Raw genomic sequence first — 25,850 nt, 5'->3', positions numbered from 1 at the left:
GCCATGCCCGTTTTTATGGTTTTTATGTTGACTGTCAGCCATACGCACTTGCTGCCTCAGTCAGCGCCGACTGACGGGAAACTCTGGTGTGATGCGGCCCTATGCAGTAGCATCTAGCTTCTTTTATTTAACAACGAAATCGGTGCATGCGTTTACTCTCAAGTTGTTTCGACCTGACTCAGAACACGCAGGCCAGCGAGCCATTATTTGTGCGCCGACTGTCACTACTCATTACCGTTTGCTTGTTGCTGTCAATCAGCGCCTGCACTAGCACATCAAGCACAAAAGCCAGCTCCGTTAACGTCTCGCCAGGGATTGCAACATTTCCCGCAACAACTACCTCTGGTGCGATGCAGGGGCTGACACCCGCGAGTAACGATGCGCTGCCCCCTCCCGCACCGCGCGAATTTCGGGCGGCCTGGGTTTCAACGGTTTCCAATCTCGACTGGCCCAGCCGAAAAAACCTGAGCAGCGCCCAGCAACAAGCCGAAATCATCGCTATTTTAGACACAGCGGTGCAACTCAAACTCAATGCCATCGTCTTGCAAGTGCGCCCCAGTTCCGATGCGCTGTACGCCTCTGAGTTAGAACCTTGGTCAGAATTTCTCACTGGCGAACAAGGCAAAGCGCCCAAGCCTTACTATGATCCTTTGCTGTTTTGGATACAGCAAGCGCACGCCCGTGGTCTGGAGTTGCATGCCTGGTTTAACCCCTATCGTGCGAAAACCGCGATTGGTAAAGCGCCCGCCACCGAGGCACATTTCAAGCAGTTCGCGGCCAATCCGATCAAACGCTATGGCGATCTATGGTGGCTAGATCCAGGTGAGCCAGTAGCGATGCAGCATACTTTGGCGGTCATCAGCGACGTCGTGAAACGCTATGACGTCGATGGCATACAACTGGACGATTATTTCTACCCCTATCCACTAAATAACGCCAAAGGCAAAGAGCTGCCTTTCCCGGATGATGCTTCCTGGGGCCGTTATCAGCAACAAGCTGGAAAATTATCGCGCGCCGATTGGCGACGTGAGAATGTCAATCAATTGGTGCAGGCGCTGCAGCAGCGCGTCAGGCAAGAAAAAAGCTGGGTAAAATTTGGCATCAGTCCATTTGGCATAGGCAGACCTGGCCGCATGCCAGCGGGGATCAAGGGCTTTAGCCAATATGATCAGCTGTACGCCGATGTTGAGCTGTGGCTAGAGCGCGGCTGGATCGATTATCTGGCGCCGCAACTGTATTGGCCTATGGCGCAAACAGCGCAAAGTTTTACTGTTTTGCGTGACTATTGGCATGCGCAGAATCCTCATGGACGACATATCTGGCCTGGCTTATTTACCAATAATCTCGAGCATAAAGATAAATCCTGGCCAGTCGAAGAAATTTTGAAACAAATAGAGGCAAGCCGCGAGCCAGGCTTACACACGCAGAGCAAGGGGCATGTGCATTTCAGCATCACGGCCCTGACGCAAAACCGCAAGAATATCCGGCAAGCTTTAAGCGCAGAAAAATATCAAAGCCAGGCGCTGGTACCGGCTAGCCCCTGGCTCACGCACGAAGCAATGGCGGCACCGGTATTGGTGGCTGATCTTACTCAGAAATCACTCAGCGTTGAGCCTGCCGCCACAACGGCTTTTAGTATGCTGGCGATCTGGAAACGTTACGAAAGTGGCTGGGTATTCTCTAGCCAGTCAATCTCAATACCGAGCATCAGCCTGGCTGACGATAGCCGGCATGGCGCGCTCAAGGAAGTGTTGGTTACCAGGATTAACCGCGTAGGACAAGAAACTGCGCGGACTAGCTTCCGCCTGAACTGAACAAGCTGCTGCAAGCTTGCCGCAATCTAAATAGGCACACCGTTTATCCGGCTACATTTCTGATTAGACCCAAGAATTGACAGCTCGTCGCAAAGCCTTGGAATTTGTTTTTGCACCAGCCTAAAGTAGCAATATCTGATCGCTTGTGAGCGGCTAGATTGGCTAGGAAAACTAACAATGGTTTAAGGAGAAGATCATGGTATTGAGTAAAAACATGGATGGACTGCTGATCGCAACGATAGGCCTGGTCATCGCTGCGTCGATTAGCATATTCCTTAGCAATCATTTGCTAATACAAGTGCTGAACTGAGCTTGCCATGTTGAGCTTGCTTCTGTTCTTAATTTTACTGAGCATATGCTGGCCTTTGGCATTGCTGGCACTCTGTCTGTATCCGCTGTTTTGGCTGCTGTTGCTACCATTTAGATTACTTGGAATTGCGGTAGATGGTGTACTTGAATTATTCCGTGCCGTGATCATGTTACCGGCACGCTTATTACGCGGAAAAACCTAGGATGTAGCTGTGCCGGAACGGATTTCCAGTCCCTAACTGTGATTGAATAGTTCTTGCAATTCGTCAAACCTATCCGCTGCATCGTCGGCCGTAATGCCAAGGAACTGGCAAGCTAACTCACCGCCTTTTTCCCATTCGGCAAACAATTCCTGACCGTGATATTTTTGTATTGCATACTCTGCCATTAGAGCCAAAGCGATCAAGCCCCTGACCGTTTCATCGGTAGCGACATCGTCCATCTCGATATACGCGTGATGCAAGAGTATCGCGGTGGCTACCTCCTCCGGCAGACCCCAGGTACGCGCCATCAAGGCCCCTATTGCTGCGTGATTGGTACTATGCTGTTGATCTTCTACTTCAGTAAAACTGCGCTCAAACTCTGCATTGGCAAGTCTTAAAGTTCTGGGGTAATCAGGAAAGCGTTCGGATAGCAGCGGTATGCCGATATCACAAAACAGGCCAAAGGTATGCGCCGTGTCGCTGGAACATATCGGGATATGCCGTGCCAGATAAGTCATGGCCTGAGCGCGCTTACTAGAAAAATCCCAAAATTTTTCATGCGCGGTATTCGGCGCATTCACTGCCTGGCGCGCCAGAATACCCATCACCAGCATTGCACTTTGCTCAAGGCCGAGTAAATTCACAGCGTGTTCGATAGACTTGGCCTTTAAGCGCAAGCCAAAAAAAGACGAATTAGTCAGTTTCAATAAAGAGGCAGACAGTGCGACATCATTGGCAATTACTCCCGCCAGTTTTTTAGGATTAGGCTCTGCCTGCGCCAATTCAGTCTGGATATCGAGTAACAAACTGGGACGGGCAGGAATGCGTATGGTCTTGACCAGAGCATCCATCGATAATTCTAAGCTCGCAGCAGCTTTAATATTTTTATTCATTGCAATTTAAATATATTTTCCACATGGAAATTTTTTAGACCAAGGTAATTAGACCGCACTTCTCAGGCAAAATCAAATAACAGTAAGGAAAATTTCAAATGCAAAAGCATAGCGACAAATGCACACAGCACAGTTTAGGGCAAATTTACTAAGATATAATTGCATAAAATCAAACAATACTCGTAGCTTGAGGACTTCACCAAGAAAGAGTTTTCATGGCCAGTGGCACGCTGATTGCCGTTTTTCGTAGTTTCATCACGCCGCCTCTAAGCTTGCTGCTGTTGTTTGGCATCGCTTACGCACTCAAAAGTAAATACCCTCGCTTGGCGAAGAAGTTAAGCCTTAGCGTACTCTTCATTTTTGTGGTGATCAGTACCAATGCCGGTGCCTGGCTCTTGGTGTATCCGCTAGAGCATCTGGAGCAAGCTTTACTTGACACCAAAAATACCGGTGCGCAGGCTATCGTGATCCTGACCGCAGGGTCACTCGAGCATAGCCCTGAATATGGCGGTAAAGCGATTCCCGACTACATAGGTTTAGGCCGCATGCGCTACGCCGCCAAACTTTATCGAGATACGGCTCTGCCTATCCTGGTGACGGGCGGTTTTGGAAGCAAAGCTCCCGCCAGAGACTCGCTCGCCAGCGCCATGGCGAACGCTTTGCAGTATGAGTTTGCGATCCCGGTACGGTGGCAAGAAGACCAGGCAAGTAATACTTACGAGAATGCGCAATTTTCTGCGCGCATCTTGCGGCAGGCAGGGATTAACCGCGTTCTGTTAGTCACCGATGCCATGCATATGCGGCGCGCCAAGTTTGCCTTCGATCAAACTGGTTTAGTGGTGATACCGGCACCGACTCTATTTTTTTCCAGCAGTGATTTCGGGCTGCTCAGTTTTATCCCTGGTGTAGAAGGTCTGCGACGATCGCACTATGCGATGCACGAATGGCTGGGCTTACTCCAGTATCGGCTCTTCCACACAAATGCACACGTTCAGACGCAATCTCCATAAAATCAATAAAAAGCCAAGCCTATGCCTAGCAACCATCCTTCAGCACAAGAAAATATCGGCGTGCTCAGAGAAAAAACGCCTGCATCCCGACTCCCGGCCTGGGTATTTTTTTGCGCAGTGGTGGTCTTTATAATTTATGGCTCGTTGTTTCCTTTTGATTTTCAGGCGACGCCTATGCCTTTTGATCGCTTTTTGGAAGAGTGGCATCTGTTTCAAAATATTCCCGATGTTCTGGATAATTTTTTACTCTTCGTTCCATTAGGAATTGCGCTACACGCCAGCTTTAAGAGCCAAGGCGCACGCATCGTCGCCAGTTTTTTTTCTATATTGATCTTAGCGTTTGGGATACAGATAGTTCAACTGTATTTGCCCAGTCGCACCGCCTCACTGTCGGATGCTTTTTGGAACACGGTGGGCATGGGTGTAGGTTTGCTGATTGCTGCCAGAGTCTGGCGCGCCCTGCAAAAACGCTTAATACACGCCGATACAGCTGCACCCCAGCACGATTATTTCCCTATGCTGCTGGTCCTATGTTGGTTTTTCTATGAATCTTTTCCGTTTGTGCCGACCTTGGATATAGGTCTGCTACGCGACCATGTGAAGTCTGCAGTATTTGCGCCACCATTTGAATTAATGCGACTAACGCAACACTGGCTGGCCGCCACGCTGGCTGGCTGCGCAGTGCTGAAAGTCCATTGCTTACGACCACGCCGACTCAATCTATTGGTAATAGGCGCCGCGGCAATTTTTATGGAGGTGTTCGTCGCCTATGGCAGTTTGCGCAGAGAGACCTTGCTCGGTATAGGCCTAGGTCTGTGCAGCGCGTATGGTTTAGAAATGAGCTTAAAGAGCCAAACGCGTCATGCGATTTTCTGGCTGGCGCTGGGCACGTACCTACTCACGATTTTTACGCCCTACCGGGCGCAGCCTTGGGACGCGAGCTTTACCTTTACTCCCTTCTCTAATTTACTATGGCATGGCATCACCAAAGACATCCCGCCGGTCGCCTTTGAGACACTGGCGATCGGTATCATGATGTGGTCGGGCAGTTTGCGAGCTGGACGCAAGCAAGCTTTTTTATCTATCTGGGTAGTCTGTATCTTGGCGCTACTGAGCCTGTTGGAAGTATTGAGGGTGTTTTTTGTCGGCTACCATGGCGATACCACCCCTTTGATCGTAGCACTCGTCTTGAGTCCATTTGCGATTAGCGCAAGCACCATGGCTAGAATGGATGACGTTGAGGTCAGCGGGTTTGCATCGGCAGTGCACGCTGAGCAAGAAAATGATACTTCACAGTTGATTCGGTCGGGCCAGACATCGGACTCGGCTTTGAGTGTGGCGCCCCCTGCTCCCGTCAGCTCAGTTACTGCCGCCTCACACTGGCGCTGGCTGCTTGGCGCCAGTCTTACCTTGACTGCGGCGTTTTGGATTTTGCTACATCTACCCGGTATTCCTTATAACCTCAGAAAAATTTTCGGTGAGCAGATGTTGTTAGGCTCGAGTATTTTTTCGTTGGTACTGCTATGGTTGGGTATCGGCCCCTGGTGGCTGGCGCAAACCATCATCCGACGCAATGCACAAAAACGCCACATCTTGCTCTGGACTCCGCTGGCATTGCTAGCGATGGCCTTAATTAGTCTGGGCCTGCTGTATTTTTCAACACCCGAGATCATGTTGAATAAAATTATCGGGGCGCCAGATCTGTATCGGCGCGTTGTCACTGAAAACTACTGGGGTGAAGCCTGGCGACTACGTTTTTCGGTAATGCCGGTGGCATTGATAGAAACATTAGAAACTAGCCTGCGCTATTGCGCTCTCTACTCACTTTTCATGATTCCGCTGACATTAGCGGTTTTGGCTTTGCCCAATTCCAAGCGACTGGCACGTCTAATGGGCTATAGCCTGTTCCTGGCGCCGTTCTGGTATGCCGCAAAATTAGTGGTGATCGAGCATGCCATTACCGACAACCTGGTAGAGTTGATTGCGCCAAATGGCATTGTATTTCTAGCCGCCATAATTGCCTTGCTAGCGCTCCACGCCAGTCTGCTGACCGAACATCTGTATCGCGCCCGCACTTACATAAAGCCTGGCCTGATTAGCTTAGCCATATTGCCAGTTAGTTGGTATTTGCTCAATCAGGGGATCGACACCTTGATCGTCAAAGACGGTCTGGTTTTCTCTGGCATACAATTCATCCTGGGCGAAAATCGCACAGCGCTCATCTCTGAATTTTCGCTATTCATGCGCTGGTGCCTACTCTACACATCGGCAGTTGCCGTCATCGTTATGGGCATGCTATTGGCAATGCGGATATTCCCTGCCGCGAGTCTAAGCAAGAGAAGACTGCGTAGTAAAACAAAACATAGCAGCGCATCACACTACAAGTTTGTATCTGAATAGATGGATAGTGGATGTTCAACTGTATGCTTAACTTTAGTCTGGCATTAGCGCGCTAGTGTCTTCGTTAGCAGGCAATCGGAGAAATCATCAAAGGCACCGGCCATTGCTGTTTCGCTCCGGATCGTTCCGCACAGATCGGGGCCAGCGACGAATGGCGATTTCAGAATTGCGGGCGGGTTGCGCCAAGCTAAATCGAACACGGACAGATCTCGGAAGCGGTCACGCTGCGGATGGTAGCCGACGAAACGAGCAAGGCGCCCTAAGCGCTTGCTGTCTTCATTCTGCTGTAACTCCATCACGGCTGTATCGTGCGCACGGATCTCTCCGTCAACAAGATTGCCCGTAATGACGGCACTAGTTTCAGGAAAGCGCAGACCTATCCCCAGCGTATCGATTAAGGTATTCTGGCTGATACGGCTGGCGCTCGCTTTATTTAAATAGATACCCTCATCGGAGCAAGCTATCACCAGATTATTCGCGATCACGCTAGCTGTTTGCTCAGCGCGACACTGCTGGTCGCGGCAATAGGCAGCATCCGTGCCACCGCCACCCAAGGATAAACCTACCCTATGTCCGGCGCGGTTTCTTAAAGTATGTTCGCAAATAACGATATTTTGCGTGATGCGATTATTCGCACCGCCCCCTTTTACAAACACGCCGTAGCTGGTTTGATCTGCCCGCATCTTGATGAAATCCGTAATGAGATTGTGGTGAATGTGCCAGCCGCTGGCCGCCACCAGATCGATCACCGTGACCGCGCGTGCGGTATTACGGCTGCTGTGATTGCTTAAGCTATTGTGATCTAGTTCACCCTCATCGGGCATTTGCCCCTGTTCCGAATTGATCTTAATCGCGGAATTAAAATCAATCATCGTATTATTACGGGCGATAAAATGCTGGGCCTTGCCGACCACGTGAATCGCATGTTCGCACAGTTCTTGCGGCACACAGTTACCGCGTATCTGTAAATTTTCAATAAGCCAATAGGCCTCCGACACCCGAAAACCTTCACTGATAGAAAATTCCAGCTGCACCGATCCTGCTTGCGCTGCGCGCAAAGTTATTCGGGCGTCTTTGCGCCCGGCCCGATTGAGTAAAATGTTTTCTCCCGAGAAAACATAGGTGCCAGGTAAGAAGTTAATCACATCACCGGCTTGCGCTTGCGCGATTGCTGCGCGTGCCTGCGCCACAGAGCTGACCGTGAGCAAATGGGCGGACGATGCTAGGTTCGACGCTGTAGTCTGTGCGCCTATTTTCAGTTCTGGTAACTGAGCCCTGAGTGCTGCAGCCCTGTCGATAGCATATAGATGGCGTGCCACGGCCAGACCAAGCTGGCGGGTAAAGGGAGCACTACCCTCTAAGCTAGCTTGCAGGTAGTTGGCCAATTCGGCGGGTGCTCGATCCAGATAGCTCAGCATTGCTGCTAAAGCCAGCAAGCTGGCTGCCGTCACCGCCAGCGTTATTGCAAAAAAACGTGCCATGCAGACCTCTGCATTTACTAGGGCTATTGCAGCGGTATGGTGTTAGCACGATCTACCGGCACCGCTGTGATGCCGTTCTTCGGAGAACCGTCCACCAGTTTATCGGAATACGTCAGGTAGACCAGCGTATTCCTTTGCTTATCCACCATGCGCACTACCCGTAATTTTTTAAATAGTACGGACAGGCTTTGATTGAAAACCTCTTCCTGTTGTTTCAGCGGTTTGACAAAGCTGATAGGCCCGACCTGGCGGCATGCGATAGAGGCTTCGGCCTTGTCTTCCGCCAAGCCCAATCCACCTTGAATACCGCCAGTCTTGGCGCGCGACACATAGCAAGTGATGCCACGCACCTTGGGATCATCATACGCATCCACCACCACTTTATGGTCCGGGCCTAACAAGATAAAAGCAGTATCGACGCTACCTATGGTTTCGCTGGCAGCCCAGCCAGAAAACAGGCTGCCCATCAAAAAAATGGCTAATTTAAATTTAGTCATTTTGCTTGATCTTGGTTCAAACTTGAATTGCGCATGCTGTAAGCAAAATACACCACGACTGCCACTGCCATCCAGATGAAGAAGATATGGTAAGTCGCAGCCGATAAATCCTTCAAGATATACAAGCAGGCAGCAATACTCAGGCCGGGCACCAGGTAAGGGCCAAATGGCACCCGAAAACCAGCGCGATCTGCTCCTATACCCTTGTGGCGCATCACCGGCACCGCGATCGACACCACGATGAAGGCGACTAAGGTACCCATACTCACCATATCCCATAAAAAGCCGGAATCCACCAAGCCTGCCACGATACCCACCAACAAACAGACAATCACGGTATTGCTGACTGGCGACTTGGTGCGCGGATGCACGGTTTGGAATGAAGAGGGGATCAAACCATCTTTGCTGATCGCATACAAGATCCGGCTTTGTCCATAGATCGTCACCAGCGTCACACTAAATACCGAAATCACGGCACCTGCCGACAAGACTAATGCGGGCCAGGCTTTACCTGTGACATTTTGCAAAATCACCGCCAGACCAGCTTCTTGCCCGGCAAACATACTCGCAGGCTGGGCTCCTACTGCAGCGACTGATACCAACAAGTAGAATACTGTGACGATGATGAGTGCAGCCAAAATGCCCAACGGCACATTACGTTGCGGATTTTTCACCTCGGCTCCAGCAGTAGCGACGGCATCAAGTCCAATAAATGAAAAGAACACGGTTCCGGCGGCGGCAGTCACCCCAGCCATGCCGCCGAGTCCCTTACTATTATCTTGATTAAAAAATGGCGTGAAGTGTTCTGCATTAAATCCAGAAAACGCGATCACCACAAAAAACGTCAAAATCACCAGTTTGACCAACACCATAATCGCATTCACGGTGGCAGATTCTTTAGTGCCGCGTAACAATAAAAAGCCACAAATCGCCACCAGGATGACGGGCGGCAAATTAAATTGCCCCGCATGCACTTCCATGCCTTTAATACCAGCTACCAACATAGGTGAACGCAACATCTCGGGGATCTGCCAGCCTACGGTATTGCTAAGAAAATGATTCAGATAGGAGGACCAACCTATCGCGGTAGCACTGGCGGCCAAGCCATATTCAAGCAACAAGCAAGCGGCCACGATAAAGGCAGAAAACTCACCGACGGTGGCATAGGCAAACGAATAAGAAGATCCGGATGATGGAATTCTCGCCGATAATTCGGTATAACACAGAGCCGTCAGACCCGCGGTGAGCGCCGCCAATAAGAACGCCAGTATCACCGATGGACCGGCTTTAGGCACCGCCTCTACCATAGTGAAGAATATCCCGGTACCGATGGTCGAACCAACCCCTATCATGGTCAGCGGAAATAAACCCAAAGAGCGATGCAGACTATGGGCCTGCCCGGCTGACGTGGCTTGATCTGCGTTGTCTACCGGCTTGGTACGGATCAGGCGCTGTAAGAATGTTGCTTGTCTCAAGAGAATTCCTCTTCATATTGTAATTAGGCGGGCGCGTAAGCCTGCAGATTCTATTGACGAGTATGCCTGCTGATAGAGAGGCTTAAGCCATCAAAAAGCGTAATAATATCTGCAAAATCACTGGTATTGGCATCAGCGGAACGAAATTTTAACGCCTGCCACGCGTGCACTTGATAAGCGGGCAGACAGTGGTACAATGCCGCCCCCAAGCTTGACCTACATCCCAGACAAACACGATACCAGCTGCTCCGTTATTTAAAAACCGAGCACGCCACTGCGCATATTCCATGCGCTTCTTCAAGCACACATGCCCGCTAAGCCGCATGGAATATGCGTCTCCGCGGTGCTTCGATTATTTTTTTGGAAGCTGGTTACCTCTATGCAAAACCTAGCGTGTGCGACATGCTCTTGCGATTCCAGAACGAGAAGTGAAAGCAAACGCATACTTTTCATTCATACCTCCGCAAAATTATTGCATAATCAATGCTTACGATTTTGAAAGCCTTTCATGAGCATAGAATTAATTGCCTTTAGCAAAGCCTTGATCGTGGTACCGATCACACTGTTGCCGATCTTAAATCCCATTGCGATTGCGCCGATTTTCTTATCGATGACTGGGCCTCTGGAGCAGGCAGTAGCGACCCGACTGGCAAAGCGTATTGCGATTAACTGCTTTTTCTTGCTGATGGGTGCCTTGTTTATCGGCTCGCACGTGTTGGATTTTTTTGGTATTTCCCTACCTATCGTGCGCGTGGCGGGCGGCATTGTGGTAGCGATGGCTGGCTGGCGTCTGCTCAATGACAATGGCCAGGATAAATTGCATTCCTCGGTAGAAGCATCAGCCAATACCTGGAGCAAAGTCGAATTACGACAGCACAGCTTTTATCCTTTCAGTTTTCCATTGACGGTAGGTCCAGGCACAATAGCGGCATCAATCACGATAGGCACCGAACTCCCCACCAAACCGATCGATTGGTTACTCACGGGTTTTGCCTCCGTCTTAGGGGTTTTACTCACGACCGTGAGCATTTACTTATGCTATCGCTATGCGCGCAATCTAGAGCGTTTCCTGGGCACAGTAGGGGCGACCGTGCTGTTACGCTTGTCGGCCTTTATCTTACTTTGCATAGGAATAGAAATAGGCTGGACGGGTTTATCTGCCCTGATCGAGGAATTAAAGTTTCATTGAAATTTCAATCGGCTTACACCTTAGCATGGCAGGCGCATGCTTCTCCGTGAGCAGCAGCGACCAGTTCTTGCAAGATACCGCAAACTTGTCCGGCATCATTATGCGTGCATTGTTTGCGTAGCTGCCCCAGTTGTTTTTCCAAAGCTTTCATGCTTTTTAGGCGCGCTCGCACACGGGCCAGTTGCGCATCGATCAGCTGATTGACCTCGGCACAGTCGGCAACGGGCTTATCGATAAACACCAACAAAGCGCGTACTTCGGCCAAAGGCATATCCAAGGCGCGACAATGCCGTATAAAAGATAGTCTCTCCAAATGCGCTATCGCATAACTACGATAGCCGTTGGGCTGACGCTCAGGCTCCGCCATTAAACCTTGCTTCTCGTAGTAACGTATGGTTTCAATCTCGACGCCGGTAGCGTTTGCTAATTCACTGATACGCATCATCTGTCCCTCCCGAATAACAACTATACTTAAAAAACCACAAACTAATTGCACTTGACTCTGTAGTCGCTACAGAGTCTACACTGGCTTCATTGTTACGAAAAGCGAGAAATTCATGTCAGAAAAAGCGTCCTGTAGTTGCGAGCATGCCCCTCTGGATGCAAGCAGCAGCGTGTCTACCGAATCTATAGATCAGCCCTCCAATTCCCCCGCTAGCGGCCTCGATACACAAAGATTAGCGCTCAAAATCCAAAACATGGATTGTCCGACCGAAGAAAAACTCATACGACTAAGTTTGAAGTCTGTGAAGGAAGTGCTTGCTCTCGATTTTGATCTGCTCAATCGCATACTGACGGTGCATCACACGCTCTCGAATACCGACATCGTATTTAGTAAGCTCAATGAGATAGGAATGTCAGCTCTGCCCTTGTCCGACACTCAAGCGATATCAGCAGAAAACCACGCCCAAGCATCCGCTATCTCACGCCGCCAAATCGTCATCATGAGCTTCGCTGCGCTGGCGGCTTTTTCATCCGAGTTACTAGTCTGGCGGGGAGCTGCCAACGACTCGCTGGCGGTCATACTGCTGGCCTTGATTGCGGTATTTGCGGGCGGAATTCCGACCTTGAAAAAAGGTTGGATTGCCTTACGTCACTTGAGTTTAAACATTTATCTACTCATGACGACTGCCGTCATCGGCGCCATCGCCATCGGCCAGTGGCCAGAAGCAGCGGTCGTCATCGTCTTGTTTGGCATTGCCGAGATGATAGAAGCCACCAGCCTCGATCGCGCCCGCAATGCGATTGCCGGCTTAATGGCACATGCCCCGGAGACAGCGAATACTTTACAAGCTGATGGCCAATGGCAAGATAAACCCGTAAACGAAATCATTCTCGGTCAACTGATACGAGCGCGCGCCGGTGAGCGCATTGCGCTTGATGGCTTAGTAGACAGCGGCCACTCCAGCGTTGATCAGGCCGCCATCACCGGAGAAAGCATGCCGGTAGAAAAGCGAGTTGGCGATCAAGTCTACGCAGGTACGCTAAATCAATCAGGCACTTTACAGATACGGGTTGGCTCGCTCCAGGGCGATACCATGTTGTCTCGAATTGCCCGCTCGGTGCAGCAAGCGCAAAGTCAGCGTGCACCAACCCAGAGTCTGGTCGATCAGTTTGCTGCCTACTATACCCCGATAGTTTTTATCATTGCGATCCTGATTGCTATATTGCCGCCAATACTAGGAAGCACTTCATGGCACGACAGTCTGTACCAAGCCTTGGTATTACTCGTAATCGCCTGTCCTTGCGCCTTGGTTATATCGACGCCGGTTACCGTGGTATGCGGATTGGCATTAGCTGCCAAGCGTGGAATTTTAATCAAGGGAGGTCTATATCTTGAGCAAGGTAAGAACTTGCAGCTCATTGCACTAGATAAAACCGGCACGCTAACCGAGGGAAAACCACGCCTGACCGATGTCGTTACGCTGGCACATCTTAGTCAATCTGAAATTTTGCGCATAGCCGCTAGCCTTGAAGCCGGGTCACAACATCCGGTTGCACATGCCATATTATCGAGTCACGCTGAATCAGGCGAAAAATTGATGCAGGTCGACCATTTTTCGTCCATTACCGCCAGCGGTGTCAATGGCGAGATAGAGGGGTTGCGCTATTCTTTAGGGAATCTACGCATGTTCGAGACTCTGAATTTATCGTTAGCGCCTGAGGCATTAAAAATATTCCGTGAGCATCTGACTCAACTGGAGCAGCAAAACAAAACCGTCTTGATACTTGCTGATACTTGTCAAGCGCTGGCCCTGCTTGCGGTCGCCGATAGTCTGCGCGCCAGCAGTCAAACTGCAGTTCGTGAATTACAGGCGATGGGTATCAATCTGGTCATGCTCACCGGAGACAATGCGCAGACAGCTAAGGCGATCGCTGAGCAAGCTGGCATTTCCGAAGTTCGCAGCCAATTGCTTCCTGAAGAAAAATTAGCGGCCATTACACACTTCAGCGAAACCCTGTGTACCGGCATGGTAGGCGACGGCATCAACGATGCACCGGCTTTAGCGCGTGCCCATATAGGCTTTGCGATGGGAGCTGCTGGGTCAGATACGGCATTAGAAACGGCTGATGTGGCATTGATGCAAGACGATTTACGCAAACTGCCAGAATTCATACGCATTTCAAAACAGACTGCCAGAGTTTTGTGGCAAAACATTAGTTTCGCCATTAGTATCAAAATTCTGTTTTTTGCACTAACGCTAAGCGGTCACTCCAGTATGTGGATGGCGGTATTCGCCGATACTGGCACCAGCTTATTAGTGGTCTTAAATGGCTTGCGTTTACTGCGCTATCAGGATTCAAGCGACTCAGCATCATCTGAGTCTTGAAGCATCAAGGCATGTTCGACATGGCTAGATTCGTCTCCGACTTTACTCTTCCATGCCTTGAGAAAATAGGTTTTCTCTCTTTCGGTCGGCGCCACGTGCCAGATCGCCATCAAGGTGCCTTTGTGATCATGTAACTTGGCCAACTTGACGATGCACTCGGCATTCCCGTCGACATCTGCCATCGCAATCGCATATCCATAAACACGGAACAAGCGCTCTAAGCGATCTGGCTCTGTTTCGCTATGTGTCGCAGAAATTTTTGCATGATCCAGATACATCTTCGTTCTCCGTCTAGTCGATTTACTTCATTCTATCTGATCTGTTCGGCAACAGCCAACATTAGCAGGCTTGGTGTTTCGAATAAACCGCACTAGCGTATCCGGCTACGTTTTTCCCATTTGCACTCTTGGGTACTCAAGACACGGCTATTCTCATCAACGATTTCCAGATAAACATCAAAGCCCCAGAGCCTCGCCACATGCTTTAGCATATCGCTACTTTGTGCATTTAAGGGGCGGCGCAGATATTGATTATGCCGCAAGGTCAATGCTCTATCACCCTGCATATCAACTGCCCACACCTGTATATTCGGCTCGCGATTCCCCAAATTATATTGCCCTGCCAATTGCTGACGGATTGCTTGATAACCACTTTCATCATGAATTGCTGAGATACTCAGCTGTTCCTTACTATCGTCATCAAGAACCGAAAAAAAATGAAAATCACGGATTAGTTTGGGTGATAAAAACTGAGCAATAAAGCTTTCATCTTTAAAATTGCGCATCGCAAAGTTTAAAGTTTTAAGCCAGTCTGATCCGGCAATATCTGGAAACCAGGCTCTATCCTCATCAGTAGGATTTTCACAGATACGACGGATATCACGCATCATGGCAAAACCCAGAGCGTAGGGGTTAATCCCGTTAAAGTAACGGCTGGTCACTGGTGGCTGGTACACCACATTTGTATGACTTTGTAAAAATTCCATCATAAAACCATCGCCGACGATTCCCTCCTCATACAACTGGTACAAGATGGTGTAATGCCAGAAAGTGGCCCAGCCTTCGTTCATCACCTGAGTCTGACGTTGCGGATAGAAATATTGTGAAATTTTTCGGGTAATGCGAACTAATTCACGCTGCCATGGCTGCAAAAGAGGAGAATATTTTTCGATGAAATACAAAATATTTTCCTGTGGCTCAGGTGGAAATCGCTTTTCCACCTGGCTGATTTCGGCATCCTCTCTACGTGGCAAAGTACGCCAAAGATCATTGATCTGAGACTGCATATAACGCTCACGCTCTTCTTGCTTTTCACGTTCTTCGGCCAAAGATAATTTAGCTGGGCGCTTGTAGCGGTCTACCCCGTAATTTTGTAGCGCATGGCAAGAGTCGAGCAACAATTCCACCGCTTCTACACCGTGGCGTTGCTCGCACTCACTGACATAGTTTTTGGCAAACACCATGTAATCGATAATCGCGTCGGCATCGGTCCATGTGCGAAAAAGGTAGTTTCCTTTGAAAAAGGAATTGTGACCATATGCCGCATGCGCAATCACCAGAGCTTGCATGGTCAGGCTATTTTCTTCCATCAAATAGGCAATACATGGATTTGAGTTGATGACAATCTCGTATGCCAAACCCATCTGCCCGCGTTTATAACTTTTTTCGGTCGCGACAAAATGTTTGCCGAAGGACCAATGATGATAAGACACAGGCATACCGACCGATGCATAGGCATCCATCATTTGCTCTGCTGTGATGACTTCAAGCTGATTTGGATAGGTATCCAAACCGAAATTTTGCGCCACCCGACGAATTTCCTCATGTGCCTGCTCAATCAATTCAAAGGTCCACTCAGATTGTTCCTGCAACCGATTCGGATTGACTTTTTTAGCGATACCTTCAGGGCTGTTCATGACTCACCTCATTTACTTTGTTTCTTGAACAACTCTCTAAACACTGGGTAAATATCTGCCTGTGTCCTTATCCTTTGCATCGCAAAATGCCCGTGATGGGCAGGCACCTGTGTATATTCCTCCCACAGATTTTGTGGTTCTCCCTCCGTAATTTCAACGTAGGCATAATATTGAACAAGGGGCATGATGGTATTAATCAACAAATCGCGGCAAGCGACAGAATCATTGTCCCAATTATCACCATCTGATGCCTGCGCCACATAAGCATTCCAATCAGAACCTGGATAGCGCTCTTTTATGATCTTAGTCAATAAATGTAGGGCTGATGAAACGATAGTACCGCCCGATTCACGTGAATGAAAAAAATCGTTTTCATCAACTTCTGCGGCTGCGGTATGGTGCCGGATGAACACCACCTCAATCTTGTCGTAGGCCTTGGTCAGAAAAAGATACAGCAGAATAAAAAAGCGCTTGGCCATATCTTTTTTCTGTTCATCCATAGACCCAGAGACATCCAGTAAGCAAAACATGACAGCCTTGGTGGATGGTTTAGGCACTTTGATACGATTGTTGTAACGTAGATCAAAAGGATCAATGAAAGGAATAGCCAACAAACGAGTGCGTAAATGGTGTATTTCCTGCTTCAATGCAAGGACGCGCAGATCCGTCATATCTAAGCCAGAATCGAGCAACGCGGTCATTTCTGTTTCGGCTTCTTTAAGACGTCGCGCAGATTTTCCGCCAACGGCAATACGTCGCCCCAGCGCACCACGTAGTGAGCGTAATACGTGCAAGCTAGAAGCAGTACCCGATGTTGTATATCCAGCCCTCTGGCTCTTGAAATCAGTGGTTGCGGCAAGCTGGGTTTTGACTAAATTTGGCAATTCTAAGTCCTCAAAAAAATAATTGAGAAACTCCTCACGGCTCAGCTGAAAACCAAATTCATCTTCAGTCAGATCATCACTATTGCCAGCCTGGCCCTTTCCTGAAGCAGATCCTCCTTTCGGTCGTTGTATCTGATCGCCCTTTAGGTATTCCTGATTACCGGGCTGGACGGTTTCCCAAACCCCTCCATGCGCATGACCAAATGTCGGTTCATTGACATCTTTGACTGGTATCGTGATCTTCTCGCCACTTTCTATATCGGTAATAGAACGTCCTTTAATAGCGCGCGCGACTGCTTCCTTGATCTGTCCTTTATACCGACGTAAAAAACGCTCGCGATTCGGTGCGGATTTATTTTTCCCTTGAACTCGTCTGTCAATTAAGTGTACCAAAATGGTCTCCCTTTCAAAGCCCGCGCAAACCTTCGTAGCATGAACCAACCAGCGCTGCGCTGTACTAGGACGACTTTCTGACTCGTAAATACCATTCGCACAACAACCTGACCTGTTTCGCGGTGTATCCTTTGGCAACCATCCTATCTACAAATTCCTGATGCTTGTTGACATCGTCGGCACTGGCTTTTGCATTAAATGAAATGACAGGTAATAGTTCTTCGGTATTAGAAAACATTTTTTTCTCTATCACCGTTCTTAACTTCTCGTAACTTGTCCAGGTAGGATTTTTCCCGGCGTTCTGCGCCCTGGCACGCAATACAAAGTTGACAATCTCATTGCGGAAATCTTTAGGATTGGAAATTCCAGCAGGTTTCTCGACCTTTTCCAACTCATTGTTTAAAGCATCCCGGTTAAAACTCTCACCGGTATCAGGATCACGAAACTCTTGATCTTGTATCCAAAAATCAGCAAAAGTAACGTAACGATCAAAAATATTTTGGCCGTATTCAGAATAGCTTTCTAGATAAGCAGTCTGAATTTCTTTACCGATAAACTCTGCATAACGTTGTGCCAAATACTCTTTAATATACGAAAAGTACTTCTGTTCCAATTCTGCTGAAAACTGCTCCCGCTCTATCTGCTGCTCCAAAACATACAATAGATGTACAGGGTTGGCCGCGACCTCGGTATTGTCGAAGTTAAATACTTTGGATAAAATTTTGAAGGCAAAACGAGTTGATAGGCCATTCATGCCCTCGTCAACTCCAGCATAGTCAGAATATTCTTGACGAGATTTTGCTTTTGGATCGGTATCCTTTAAATTTTCACCGTCGTACACCAACATTTTGCTGTAAATACTAGAATTTTCTGGCTCCTTAAGTCTGGAGAGCACTGCAAATTGCGACATCATTTTTAAAGTGCCGGGAGCACAAGGTGCCTCGGCCAACGATGATGTACGTATCAGCTTTTCATATATTTTTATTTCGTCGGAAACTCTTAGGCAATATGGCACTTTGACGATATAAATCCTATCCAGAAACGCTTCGTTATTTTTATTGTTTTTAAATGTCTTCCACTCCGATTCATTGGAGTGAGCCAAAATAATTCCTTCAAAAGGAATCGCGCCAAAGCCTTCCGTCCCTTTAAAATTACCTTCCTGAGTGGCGGTCAAAAGTGGATGTAAAACTTTGATGGGTGCTTTGAACATTTCCACAAATTCCATCAAACCTTGATTCGACAAACAGAGTCCGCCAGAGAAACTGTAGGCATCAGGATCGTCCTGTCCATAATCCTCTAATTTACGGATATCGACCTTACCCACCAAGGATGAAATGTCTTGATTATTTTCATCACCAGGTTCAGTTTTTGAAACTGCCACCTGTTTCAACACCGAAGGGTAACGTCGCACTACGCGGAATTGATTAATGTCGCCATTAAACTCGTGTAAGCGCTTGACTGCCCAAGGGCTAGGAATACCTCGCAAATAACGACGAGGGATGCCGAAATCCTCTTCAAGGATGGCACCATCCTCTTCCTCACTAAACAATCCAAGAGGTGACTCATTAATAGGTGAACCTTTAATGCAATAGAACGGGATTTTCTCCATCAGATACTTTAGGCGCTCAGCAATGGATGATTTACCGCCGCCTACTGGCCCCAATAAATAGAGTATTTGCTTGCGCTCCTCCAAGCCTTGCGCGGCATGCCGGAAGTAAGAGACGACCTGCTCTATCACTTCCTCCATGCCGTAAAACTCACGGAACGCAGGATAGATTTTGATGACTTTATTGGAGAATATTCGTGATCGTCGCGAGTCGTGACGAGTATCGATTTGCTCTGGCGCGCCTATCGCAGCCAACATGCGCTCAGCTGCAGTTGCGTAAGCCAGAGGTTCTTTTTTACACAACTCTAGGAACTCTGAAAGAGAATATTCCTCCTCGCGAGTGCGTTCATAACGTGCTGCATAATTGTCAAAGATTTTCATCCTGATCTCCTTTGAAAGCGATAATCAAAACCACATGCCAAAACTATTTTGCACATGCCAGAATCTTTAATGTTCCAGCACGTTACGATTTTACTATAGGTGATATTAGTAAGAATGGTAACGATTTTTTGAAAAATTTGTTACTTGAGTGAATTAAACCACAAAGAAAAATATTTCCTTCAGTAATCCAGTCAAGCAAACTCAAAACATTTTAAAAAATGAACTTTGTGAAAGCCAAAAGGGATTACAGCCGCAAGAGACACTGAGCTTATATACACGACAGCTAAAACACAAGATTGCCCAGTGAAAAAGAAAGCACTGAAAAATTTGAGCTATCCGTCTTTAAAATTTCCACAAATAACTCAGCGATATTTAAGCGGGAAACACTCCAGTAGAAAGATAACGGTCACCGCGGTCACAAACAATAAATACGATAGTAGCGTTCTCTACTTTTTGGGACAATCGCAAGGCTATTTCACAGGCGCCGGCGGCCGAAATACCACAAAAAATCCCCTCTTCCACGGCGAGTCTTCGTGCCATGTGTTCGGCCTCTGATTGGCTGACGGAGGCAACCTGATCAACTTTGGATTTATCAAATATTTTCGGCATATAAGCCTCTGGCCATTTACGAATGCCTGGAATCTGTGAACCATCTTCTGGTTGTGCACCAACGATCTGTATCAATGGATTTTGCTCTTTTAGATAAGCCGAAACGCCCATAATGGTTCCAGTAGTCCCCATCGCACTGACGAAATGCGTAATCTGCCCTTTCGTATCACGCCAAATCTCTGGACCAGTGGTTTCGTAATGGGCTAAGGGATTATCTGGGTTTGCAAACTGATCAAGAATCGTTCCCTTTCCCTCTTTTTGCATTTGCTCAGCCAAATCTCGCGCATACTCCATACCGCCTGTCTTTGGGGTTAAGATAATCTGAGCACCATAGGCGGCCATACTTTGGCGGCGCTCTATACTTAGATTTTCTGGCATCAAGAGCAGCATTTTGTATCCACGCATCGCCGCAGCCATCGCCAGCGCGATCCCTGTATTGCCGCTAGTAGCTTCGATTAAGGTGTCGCCTGGCTTGATACGTCCGCGTTCTTCGGCCCGCTTAATCATAGACAATGCTGGTCTGTCCTTGACAGAACCGGCGGGATTATTTCCTTCCAGTTTTCCTAAAATGATATTATTTCTACGCTTAGCGTCTTCGCCCGGAAGTCGTTGCAATCTAACCAAAGGAGTATTTCCTATGGTGTCTTCGATAGTCAGGTAAGGCATAAGGGTCTAGTGAGAATAGGGATCAGAGCATCATTCTAAACGCTGAGGCATTTTCATGCTTGAGTGCTATCAAAAGATAAGACGAAGAAAATAGAAAAAAAACTCCTCTCATCATAAATGAGAGGAGTTTTTATCGTCTATTCAGGATTGCTGAATAGGTATCGAGTTACTTAGTTGTTGCAGACTTGGAAGCGGTAGTTGCTTTAGTAGACGCTGCAGGCGCGTCGGAAACGGGTTTTGCTGTGCTAGATTTAGCATCCTTGGCGGCCTTGTCCTCGGCCGCTTTATTGGCTTTAGCTTCAGCTTTCGCGGCCTTTTTTTCTGCTTTGATTTCCGCTTTTGTTTTTTCTGTAGTTGCAGCGCTCGCGGCTATTGGTTTGTCTGCCACTTTTGGCGCAACAGCTGTCGGGGCTTTAGTTGTAGCCGCCGCTGGCGTTACCGCGACCGCGGCTCCCGCCTTGGCTTGACCATTCACCGTCAATCCAGCCTCAGAAAATTTAACTGCATTTTTTTCGCCGACACCTTTCACACGGGCTTCGAAATCGGCCCAGTCTTTGAAATTACCGCCTTTACTACGCTCATCAATAATCGCTTTCGATGTTGCCGGGCCTATGCCCTTGATACCATCTAAAGCCGCCTGATCCCCCTTATTGACATCTACAGCAGCAAACGCAAAACCCATAGTGGCAATCAAAGCAGCCAATGCTAGAAATAGTTTCTTGAACATGTAAATACTCCAAAAGTGTTGAATGATAAATTCTTCGATTTTCTGCTTATGACAAAACATTTGTATCCGGCAGTCATTCCAAATTGAGCGCCTCATCTGTACGCCCACTAAGGATAACGCTGATTTTGTGTGACGGTTGACAGATAAAAGAAAATACCATAAAAATAACAATTATTTACATATTTGCAAACAATTCCTCTCTGGACGCCGTTGCTGTTCCTAATTTCCCCACAACAATCCCCCCCGCCTGATTAGCGAGCATCACTGCCTCACGCATAGTTTTACCTTCGGCCAGCATGGCCGCCATTGTTGCAATGACGGTGTCCCCGGCACCAGAAACGTCATAAACTTCACGTGCCATCGCTGGCACATGTATGACCTCTGTATCGGAGTAAAGCGTCATCCCCTCTTCTGAGCGAGTCAACAATAAGGCTTGCAAATCCAATTTAACTCTTAGCGCTTGCGCTTTCTCGGTTAACTCAACTTCACTATCCCAGTCACCAATAATTTGGCGCATCTCTGACTTGTTTGGCGTCAGCATGCTTGCGCCCGTATAGCGTGAAAAATCACTTCCTTTTGGATCGACCAGCACCAGCTTGCCTAATTGCTTCGCAGCGGCGATCATCGTCGCAATATTTACCAGGCTACCCTTAGCGTAATCGGACATGACGATGACATCATAATCAGCAATGAGCGCATTAAAACGAGATAACTTGTCTTGCAACACCCTTGCGCTAGGTTTTTCTTCAAAGTCTATGCGCAGTAATTGTTGCTGCCGACCAATCACGCGCAATTTGATAATCGTAGAAATCGCTTGATCCCGATTCAGATAACTTTCAATTCCGGATTCTTGCAATAGCTCCTCAACGATATTTCCTGCCTCGTCCTGGCCAATCACACCCAGCAAGCCTGCGGACAAACCCAGAGCCACCGCATTGCGCGCTACGTTGGCAGCTCCTCCGAGCCGCTCCTCACGCCGCTCAACCCGAACAATAGGCACAGGGGCCTCAGGCGAGATACGATTAACTTCACCAAACCAATAGCGATCCAGCATGACATCGCCCACCACCAACATGCGTTTCGCTTGAGTTATTATCGATTGCATAGGGATTTTCAACTACGTGTCAAAACAGAGCGACCAATACCATGATATTCCAGTCCTAAATCGGTCATCAGTGCAGGCTCAAATAGATTACGTCCATCAAAAATAACGGCATGCTTCAATCTTGCTTTAACCTGTTCAAAATCGGGGCTACGGAATGCCTTCCATTCCGTCACTATCGCCAAGGCATCGGCCTGATCTAAAGCGCCCATCGGCGTGGTGGCATAATGAATATTTTCGAGTAACTCCGGATTTTCTGCGAAATCCAGCGCAAACACACGTTTGGCCTCAGGTACAGCAACTGGATCATAAACCGAAACCGTGGCACCAGCACGCAACAGTTCACCCAATAGCACGCGCGAGGATGCAGCCCGCATGTCGTCGGTATTTGGCTTAAATGCGAGTCCCCATACGGCAAAATGCTTGCCACTCAAATCGGCGCCAAAGCGCGCCATAATTTTTGCACCTAAGACTTGTTTTTGCTTGGCATTGACCGCCTCAACGGCATGTAATATCAACAAATCCTGTCCATAATCTTGCGCGGTACGCTCCAGAGCCTGAACATCCTTAGGAAAGCAAGATCCGCCATAACCACAGCCGGCGTACAAAAAACTATGTCCAATACGCGGATCTGAGCCTATTCCATGCCGCACAGCTTCGATATCAACACCAACTCTATCCGCAAGATTTGCCAATTCATTCATAAATGAAATACGCGTCGCCAACATGGCGTTCGCCGCGTACTTGGTGAACTCCGCCGAGCGCACATCCATCCAATAGGTGCGCTCGTGGTTACGATTAAAGGGCGTGTACAATTTTTTCATATGCGCTCTGGCTAAATTGCCTAGCGAATTATCATCACACCCTATGACGATACGATCAGGGCGCATGAAATCCTCAACCGCTGCGCCCTCCTTCAGAAACTCAGGATTCGATACTACAGAATACGTGGCGTTCGAACCACGTTGTTTCAACTCAGCGTCGATGGCATTGGCAACGCGCTCCGCCGTTCCTACCGGAACCGTCGACTTATCAACGATGACCTTAAAGCCTTGCATGTGTTTACCGATATTGCGTGCCGCGGCCAACACATATTGTAAGTCAGCCGATCCATCCTCATCCGGAGGCGTGCCGACCGCGATGAATTGCACATCACCGTGCGCGACACTGGCCGCGATATCCGTCGAAAATACCAATCGTCCGGCACTACGATTGCGCGCGACAATTTCTTCCAAGCCCGGCTCATGAATAGGGATGCCACCGCCATTCAAAATATCAATTTTTTGCTTATCAAGATCAAGACAAAATACATCGTTGCCCAACTCCGCAAGGCAAGCACCTGTAACCAAACCGACATAGCCGGTACCAATAATTGTAATTTTCATGTCTTATTCACGTTCAAAGATAATTTTCTACTACACGCCATTGAAATAATTCCAGGCTTAATTCATGACACTCAATTCTTCGGTGCGTCGAGGTGGATAGGTTTCCCATCGACTGCATCCCGGGCACTGCCAATAAAATTGACGTGCTTTAAACCCGCAATGCGAGCATTGATAACGTGCCAGTTTTTGCGCATAGCCATGCACTAAATTTTTCACCACTGATAGTTCAGGCCTAACCTCTGGCTGCGCCACCATCAAACGTGCGTCCAAAAGCTTATCTAATGCCAGCAAAGTTGGGGTACGACGCAATTCATCGCTGACCAACTGATTAGCCAATTCCACAGTATCAAGTTCTAGCGTCGCTTTAAACACCACTTCCAACAAATCAATAGAGGGAGCCTCCGCGAGATAGCCTTTTAATAGATTCAAGCCTTCTTGCGGCCTATCAAGCGAACGGTAGCCATCCATCAGTCGCTGTGCAACCAAGGCAACGTGCGGCACACTTTGCTGCTCTACCCTGCGCCATGACAACAAGGCATTTTCAGTATCGCCTTTACTCAGCTGGACATCGCCCAATAAAATCGCGGCGCGTACATTATGTCTATCTGTCGCCAGAGCCTTGTCTAACATGGCCAGAGCCGCGTCCGAATTAGTGTGGACCAATTCGTCCTGTGCCAATTCACAATAAAACTGAGCAATCTCTTTTTGTCGGCCGCCTGCACCCGACTCCTGCAAAGCATGCGCAGCATCAATCGCACGCGCCCATTCTTTTTCGCGTTGGTAAATTTCAAGCAAGGAGCGCCGTGCTTGTATCGCGTAAGTTCCTGCTACCAGTTGATTGAATGTTTCTTCGGCACGGTCGAGTAAGCCAGCTTTCAAGTAATCCTGGCCCAATTCAAACATCGCCTGGGTTTGCTGCTCTATCGGTAAATCGGGGCGGGATAAAAGATTTTGATGGACGCGAATCGCGCGTTCTGTTTCACCACGACGGCGAAACAAGTTACCTAGCGCAAAGTGCAACTCTACCGCTTCTGGATCGAGTTTGACGATATCGATAAAGGCATCGATCGCCTTATCATGTTGATCGTTGAGCAAATAGTTCAGGCCTTTGAAGTAACCATTAGGCAGACTGCGTGACTCTGCGAGCAATTGCCGTATATCTACCCTTGCGGCAACCCAGCCTAGGGAGAAAAACAAGGGGATACCGAGTAACCACCAGATTTCTAATTCCATATTTTTATATTCGTTTATATTTTACTGATGAATCAGGTGTTTCGAACGCTGTCGATCTGAGGTGCCTGCATACTAGCGCGTTGTTCAGCAGCGCGCTCAGCCTCAATTTCTGCAATGGTTTTTTTGTGCTTAGAAATGTCCTTACGATGATGAAATACGATAGGGACCATCGCTAGGATACCGAGGATGGCGCCCGATACAAAAAATGCAAGTAACAAAATGGCTAAAGGAGCCGATTGTGCGTAACCCCAGAAAAATTGTAGAGTTATTATCTGATCATTCTTTAAAGCAAATCCGAAAAACAAGATGAACAAAACCACTGCTATTACTCTTGAAATAAATTTCATACCTATACCTTAACTAAAGAAGTAAGACCGTGCGTCGCGCTATACGCCGCGTGCGCGTAAAGAATTTAAATGTAGAGATGAAATTGTACGTGAAAAAAAACGGCATATCGGAAATCCGCTATGCCGTTTTCAATTTTGTTGCTTTAGATGCCAGCTACCACTCAATCATCAAGGATGGGTTGCCCCACCATTGCATCGACTCTCTCGCGTAATTCTTTACCTGGTTTAAAGTGCGGCACCCGTTTTTCGGGGACCATCACCTTATCGCCAGATTTAGGATTACGACCAATACGTGGCGGTCGGCTATTCAGTGAAAAGCTACCAAAACCACGAATCTCGATACGCTGAGCACTAGATAATGAATCGGCCATCGCATCGAGTATGGCTTTGACCGCGACATCCACATCTTTTGCAATCAGCTGCGGATATCGCTCTGCCAGCCGAGCGATTAGCTCCGACTTCGTCATAGTTTTTGAAACATCAAAAGCCTCAATGACACT

Annotated in this window: 22 protein-coding genes; 6 read left to right on the top strand and 16 right to left on the bottom strand. The window is 48.2% G+C overall.

All coding sequences use genetic code 11. The features are described from left to right. The first annotated feature begins 146 nt into the window (after window positions 1–146). Both ACO0K8_RS14600 and ACO0K8_RS14595 read left to right on the top strand, forming a co-directional pair. A complete protein-coding gene (locus tag ACO0K8_RS14600) occupies window positions 147–1,814 on the top strand; it encodes a glycoside hydrolase family 10 protein (RefSeq protein WP_422947390.1) in 1,668 nt (555 codons plus the stop codon). Window positions 1,815–2,131: 317 nt separating this feature from the next. After that, a complete protein-coding gene (locus ACO0K8_RS14595) occupies window positions 2,132–2,326 on the top strand; it encodes a hypothetical protein (protein ID WP_422947389.1) in 195 nt (64 codons plus the stop codon). A gap of 32 nt (window positions 2,327–2,358) precedes the next feature. Here the strand turns inward: ACO0K8_RS14595 and ACO0K8_RS14590 are convergent, their stop codons facing one another. After that, complete coding sequence (locus tag ACO0K8_RS14590) at window positions 2,359–3,219, bottom strand: HDOD domain-containing protein (protein WP_422947388.1); 861 nt, start codon at window positions 3,217–3,219, stop codon at window positions 2,359–2,361. A gap of 215 nt (window positions 3,220–3,434) precedes the next feature. On the opposite strand from ACO0K8_RS14590, the gene ACO0K8_RS14585 reads away from it, so the two are divergent. Together ACO0K8_RS14585 and ACO0K8_RS14580 are read left to right on the top strand one after the other, a co-directional pair. After that, window positions 3,435–4,229: a YdcF family protein gene (locus tag ACO0K8_RS14585; protein ID WP_422947387.1), complete on the top strand. Its 795-nt coding sequence runs from the start codon at window positions 3,435–3,437 to the stop codon at window positions 4,227–4,229. A gap of 21 nt (window positions 4,230–4,250) precedes the next feature. After that, entirely contained in the window at window positions 4,251–6,629 is a 2,379-nt protein-coding gene (locus ACO0K8_RS14580) for a VanZ family protein (RefSeq protein ID WP_422947386.1), read from the top strand. A gap of 44 nt (window positions 6,630–6,673) precedes the next feature. On the opposite strand, the gene ACO0K8_RS14575 is transcribed toward ACO0K8_RS14580, so the two are convergent. Genes ACO0K8_RS14575 through ACO0K8_RS14565 form a run of 3 tightly spaced genes read right to left on the bottom strand, consistent with a single transcriptional unit; the run spans window position 6,674 to window position 10,082 of the window. Further along, window positions 6,674–8,110: a chondroitinase-B domain-containing protein gene (locus ACO0K8_RS14575; RefSeq protein WP_422947385.1), complete on the bottom strand. Its 1,437-nt coding sequence runs from the start codon at window positions 8,108–8,110 to the stop codon at window positions 6,674–6,676. A gap of 23 nt (window positions 8,111–8,133) precedes the next feature. Next, a complete protein-coding gene (locus ACO0K8_RS14570; protein WP_422947546.1) occupies window positions 8,134–8,577 on the bottom strand; it encodes a CreA family protein in 444 nt (147 codons plus the stop codon). A gap of 26 nt (window positions 8,578–8,603) precedes the next feature. After that, window positions 8,604–10,082, bottom strand: a complete 1,479-nt coding sequence (locus ACO0K8_RS14565) for an APC family permease (protein WP_422947384.1) — start codon at window positions 10,080–10,082, stop codon at window positions 8,604–8,606. 508 nt (window positions 10,083–10,590) lie between these two features. Between ACO0K8_RS14565 and ACO0K8_RS14560 the strand changes: the two genes are divergently transcribed. Continuing rightward, on the top strand, window positions 10,591–11,271 hold the full coding sequence (locus ACO0K8_RS14560; RefSeq protein WP_422947383.1) for a MarC family protein: 681 nt from the start codon (window positions 10,591–10,593) through the stop codon (window positions 11,269–11,271). Window positions 11,272–11,284: 13 nt separating this feature from the next. On the opposite strand, the gene cadR is transcribed toward ACO0K8_RS14560, so the two are convergent. Then, window positions 11,285–11,713: a Cd(II)/Pb(II)-responsive transcriptional regulator gene (gene cadR, locus ACO0K8_RS14555; protein WP_422947382.1), complete on the bottom strand. Its 429-nt coding sequence runs from the start codon at window positions 11,711–11,713 to the stop codon at window positions 11,285–11,287. Between the two features lie 115 nt (window positions 11,714–11,828). Here cadR and ACO0K8_RS14550 point away from each other — a divergent pair, with 115 nt between their 5' ends. After that, window positions 11,829–14,102 carry a heavy metal translocating P-type ATPase gene (locus tag ACO0K8_RS14550; protein WP_422947381.1) on the top strand — a complete coding sequence of 758 codons (2,274 nt, stop codon included), beginning with the start codon at window positions 11,829–11,831 and terminating at the stop codon, window positions 14,100–14,102. Here ACO0K8_RS14550 and ACO0K8_RS14545 read toward each other — a convergent pair. From ACO0K8_RS14545 to ACO0K8_RS14495, 11 genes are all read right to left on the bottom strand, one after another. Beyond that, window positions 14,066–14,380 (bottom strand): hypothetical protein, encoded by a 315-nt coding sequence (locus tag ACO0K8_RS14545; protein WP_422947380.1) that lies wholly within the window; start codon window positions 14,378–14,380, stop codon window positions 14,066–14,068. The two genes, ACO0K8_RS14550 and ACO0K8_RS14545, sit on opposite strands and share 37 nt — an antisense overlap. A 92-nt stretch (window positions 14,381–14,472) precedes the next feature. Further along, complete coding sequence (locus tag ACO0K8_RS14540; RefSeq protein WP_422947379.1) at window positions 14,473–16,017, bottom strand: SpoVR family protein; 1,545 nt, start codon at window positions 16,015–16,017, stop codon at window positions 14,473–14,475. 8 nt (window positions 16,018–16,025) lie between these two features. After that, the gene (locus ACO0K8_RS14535; protein ID WP_422947378.1) at window positions 16,026–17,294 is read right to left on the bottom strand and encodes a YeaH/YhbH family protein; all 1,269 of its coding nucleotides are present in this window, start codon (window positions 17,292–17,294) and stop codon (window positions 16,026–16,028) included. Between the two features lie 64 nt (window positions 17,295–17,358). Further along, window positions 17,359–19,281 (bottom strand): PrkA family serine protein kinase, encoded by a 1,923-nt coding sequence (locus ACO0K8_RS14530; protein ID WP_422947377.1) that lies wholly within the window; start codon window positions 19,279–19,281, stop codon window positions 17,359–17,361. 372 nt (window positions 19,282–19,653) lie between these two features. Continuing rightward, a complete protein-coding gene (gene cysM, locus ACO0K8_RS14525) occupies window positions 19,654–20,556 on the bottom strand; it encodes a cysteine synthase CysM (protein WP_422947376.1) in 903 nt (300 codons plus the stop codon). 166 nt (window positions 20,557–20,722) lie between these two features. Next, window positions 20,723–21,283 carry a ComEA family DNA-binding protein gene (locus ACO0K8_RS14520; protein ID WP_422947375.1) on the bottom strand — a complete coding sequence of 187 codons (561 nt, stop codon included), beginning with the start codon at window positions 21,281–21,283 and terminating at the stop codon, window positions 20,723–20,725. A gap of 175 nt (window positions 21,284–21,458) precedes the next feature. Then, window positions 21,459–22,388 carry a D-glycero-beta-D-manno-heptose-7-phosphate kinase gene (gene rfaE1 / locus ACO0K8_RS14515; protein WP_422947374.1) on the bottom strand — a complete coding sequence of 310 codons (930 nt, stop codon included), beginning with the start codon at window positions 22,386–22,388 and terminating at the stop codon, window positions 21,459–21,461. An 8-nt stretch (window positions 22,389–22,396) separates the two neighbouring features. After that, complete coding sequence (locus ACO0K8_RS14510) at window positions 22,397–23,770, bottom strand: UDP-glucose dehydrogenase family protein (protein WP_422947373.1); 1,374 nt, start codon at window positions 23,768–23,770, stop codon at window positions 22,397–22,399. Between the two features lie 57 nt (window positions 23,771–23,827). Continuing rightward, the gene (lapB, locus tag ACO0K8_RS14505) at window positions 23,828–25,003 is read right to left on the bottom strand and encodes a lipopolysaccharide assembly protein LapB (protein WP_422947372.1); all 1,176 of its coding nucleotides are present in this window, start codon (window positions 25,001–25,003) and stop codon (window positions 23,828–23,830) included. 32 nt (window positions 25,004–25,035) lie between these two features. Beyond that, window positions 25,036–25,350 (bottom strand): LapA family protein, encoded by a 315-nt coding sequence (locus tag ACO0K8_RS14500; RefSeq protein ID WP_422947371.1) that lies wholly within the window; start codon window positions 25,348–25,350, stop codon window positions 25,036–25,038. A 161-nt stretch (window positions 25,351–25,511) separates the two neighbouring features. Next, window positions 25,512–25,844 carry an integration host factor subunit beta gene (locus tag ACO0K8_RS14495; RefSeq protein WP_227869835.1) on the bottom strand — a complete coding sequence of 111 codons (333 nt, stop codon included), beginning with the start codon at window positions 25,842–25,844 and terminating at the stop codon, window positions 25,512–25,514. Window positions 25,845–25,850: the final 6 nt, after the last annotated feature.

Origin of the sequence: Undibacterium sp. Ren11W, assembly GCF_049340485.1 — a bacterium.
Taxonomy (GTDB): Bacteria; Pseudomonadota; Gammaproteobacteria; order Burkholderiales; family Burkholderiaceae_D; genus Undibacterium.
Note: the sequence above shows the minus strand (reverse complement) of the source record. Positions and strands in the feature narration are given on the sequence as shown.

What these genes read in the sequence shown, in the direction of transcription:
- ACO0K8_RS14600 (WP_422947390.1), top strand. Translation starts at nt 147, where the DNA reads ATGCGTTTACTCTCAAGTTGTTTCGACCTGACTCAGAACACGCAGGCC.
- ACO0K8_RS14595 (WP_422947389.1), top strand. Translation starts at nt 2,132, where the DNA reads ATGTTGAGCTTGCTTCTGTTCTTAATTTTACTGAGCATATGCTGGCCT.
- ACO0K8_RS14590 (WP_422947388.1), bottom strand. Translation starts at nt 3,219, where the DNA reads ATGAATAAAAATATTAAAGCTGCTGCGAGCTTAGAATTATCGATGGAT.
- ACO0K8_RS14585 (WP_422947387.1), top strand. Translation starts at nt 3,435, where the DNA reads ATGGCCAGTGGCACGCTGATTGCCGTTTTTCGTAGTTTCATCACGCCG.
- ACO0K8_RS14580 (WP_422947386.1), top strand. Translation starts at nt 4,251, where the DNA reads ATGCCTAGCAACCATCCTTCAGCACAAGAAAATATCGGCGTGCTCAGA.
- ACO0K8_RS14575 (WP_422947385.1), bottom strand. Translation starts at nt 8,110, where the DNA reads ATGGCACGTTTTTTTGCAATAACGCTGGCGGTGACGGCAGCCAGCTTG.
- ACO0K8_RS14570 (WP_422947546.1), bottom strand. Translation starts at nt 8,577, where the DNA reads ATGGGCAGCCTGTTTTCTGGCTGGGCTGCCAGCGAAACCATAGGTAGC.
- ACO0K8_RS14560 (WP_422947383.1), top strand. Translation starts at nt 10,591, where the DNA reads ATGAGCATAGAATTAATTGCCTTTAGCAAAGCCTTGATCGTGGTACCG.
- cadR (WP_422947382.1), bottom strand. Translation starts at nt 11,713, where the DNA reads ATGCGTATCAGTGAATTAGCAAACGCTACCGGCGTCGAGATTGAAACC.
- ACO0K8_RS14550 (WP_422947381.1), top strand. Translation starts at nt 11,829, where the DNA reads ATGTCAGAAAAAGCGTCCTGTAGTTGCGAGCATGCCCCTCTGGATGCA.
- ACO0K8_RS14545 (WP_422947380.1), bottom strand. Translation starts at nt 14,380, where the DNA reads ATGTATCTGGATCATGCAAAAATTTCTGCGACACATAGCGAAACAGAG.
- ACO0K8_RS14540 (WP_422947379.1), bottom strand. Translation starts at nt 16,017, where the DNA reads ATGAACAGCCCTGAAGGTATCGCTAAAAAAGTCAATCCGAATCGGTTG.
- ACO0K8_RS14530 (WP_422947377.1), bottom strand. Translation starts at nt 19,281, where the DNA reads ATGAAAATCTTTGACAATTATGCAGCACGTTATGAACGCACTCGCGAG.
- cysM (WP_422947376.1), bottom strand. Translation starts at nt 20,556, where the DNA reads ATGCCTTACCTGACTATCGAAGACACCATAGGAAATACTCCTTTGGTT.
- ACO0K8_RS14520 (WP_422947375.1), bottom strand. Translation starts at nt 21,283, where the DNA reads ATGTTCAAGAAACTATTTCTAGCATTGGCTGCTTTGATTGCCACTATG.
- rfaE1 (WP_422947374.1), bottom strand. Translation starts at nt 22,388, where the DNA reads ATGCAATCGATAATAACTCAAGCGAAACGCATGTTGGTGGTGGGCGAT.
- ACO0K8_RS14510 (WP_422947373.1), bottom strand. Translation starts at nt 23,770, where the DNA reads ATGAAAATTACAATTATTGGTACCGGCTATGTCGGTTTGGTTACAGGT.
- lapB (WP_422947372.1), bottom strand. Translation starts at nt 25,003, where the DNA reads ATGGAATTAGAAATCTGGTGGTTACTCGGTATCCCCTTGTTTTTCTCC.
- ACO0K8_RS14500 (WP_422947371.1), bottom strand. Translation starts at nt 25,350, where the DNA reads ATGAAATTTATTTCAAGAGTAATAGCAGTGGTTTTGTTCATCTTGTTT.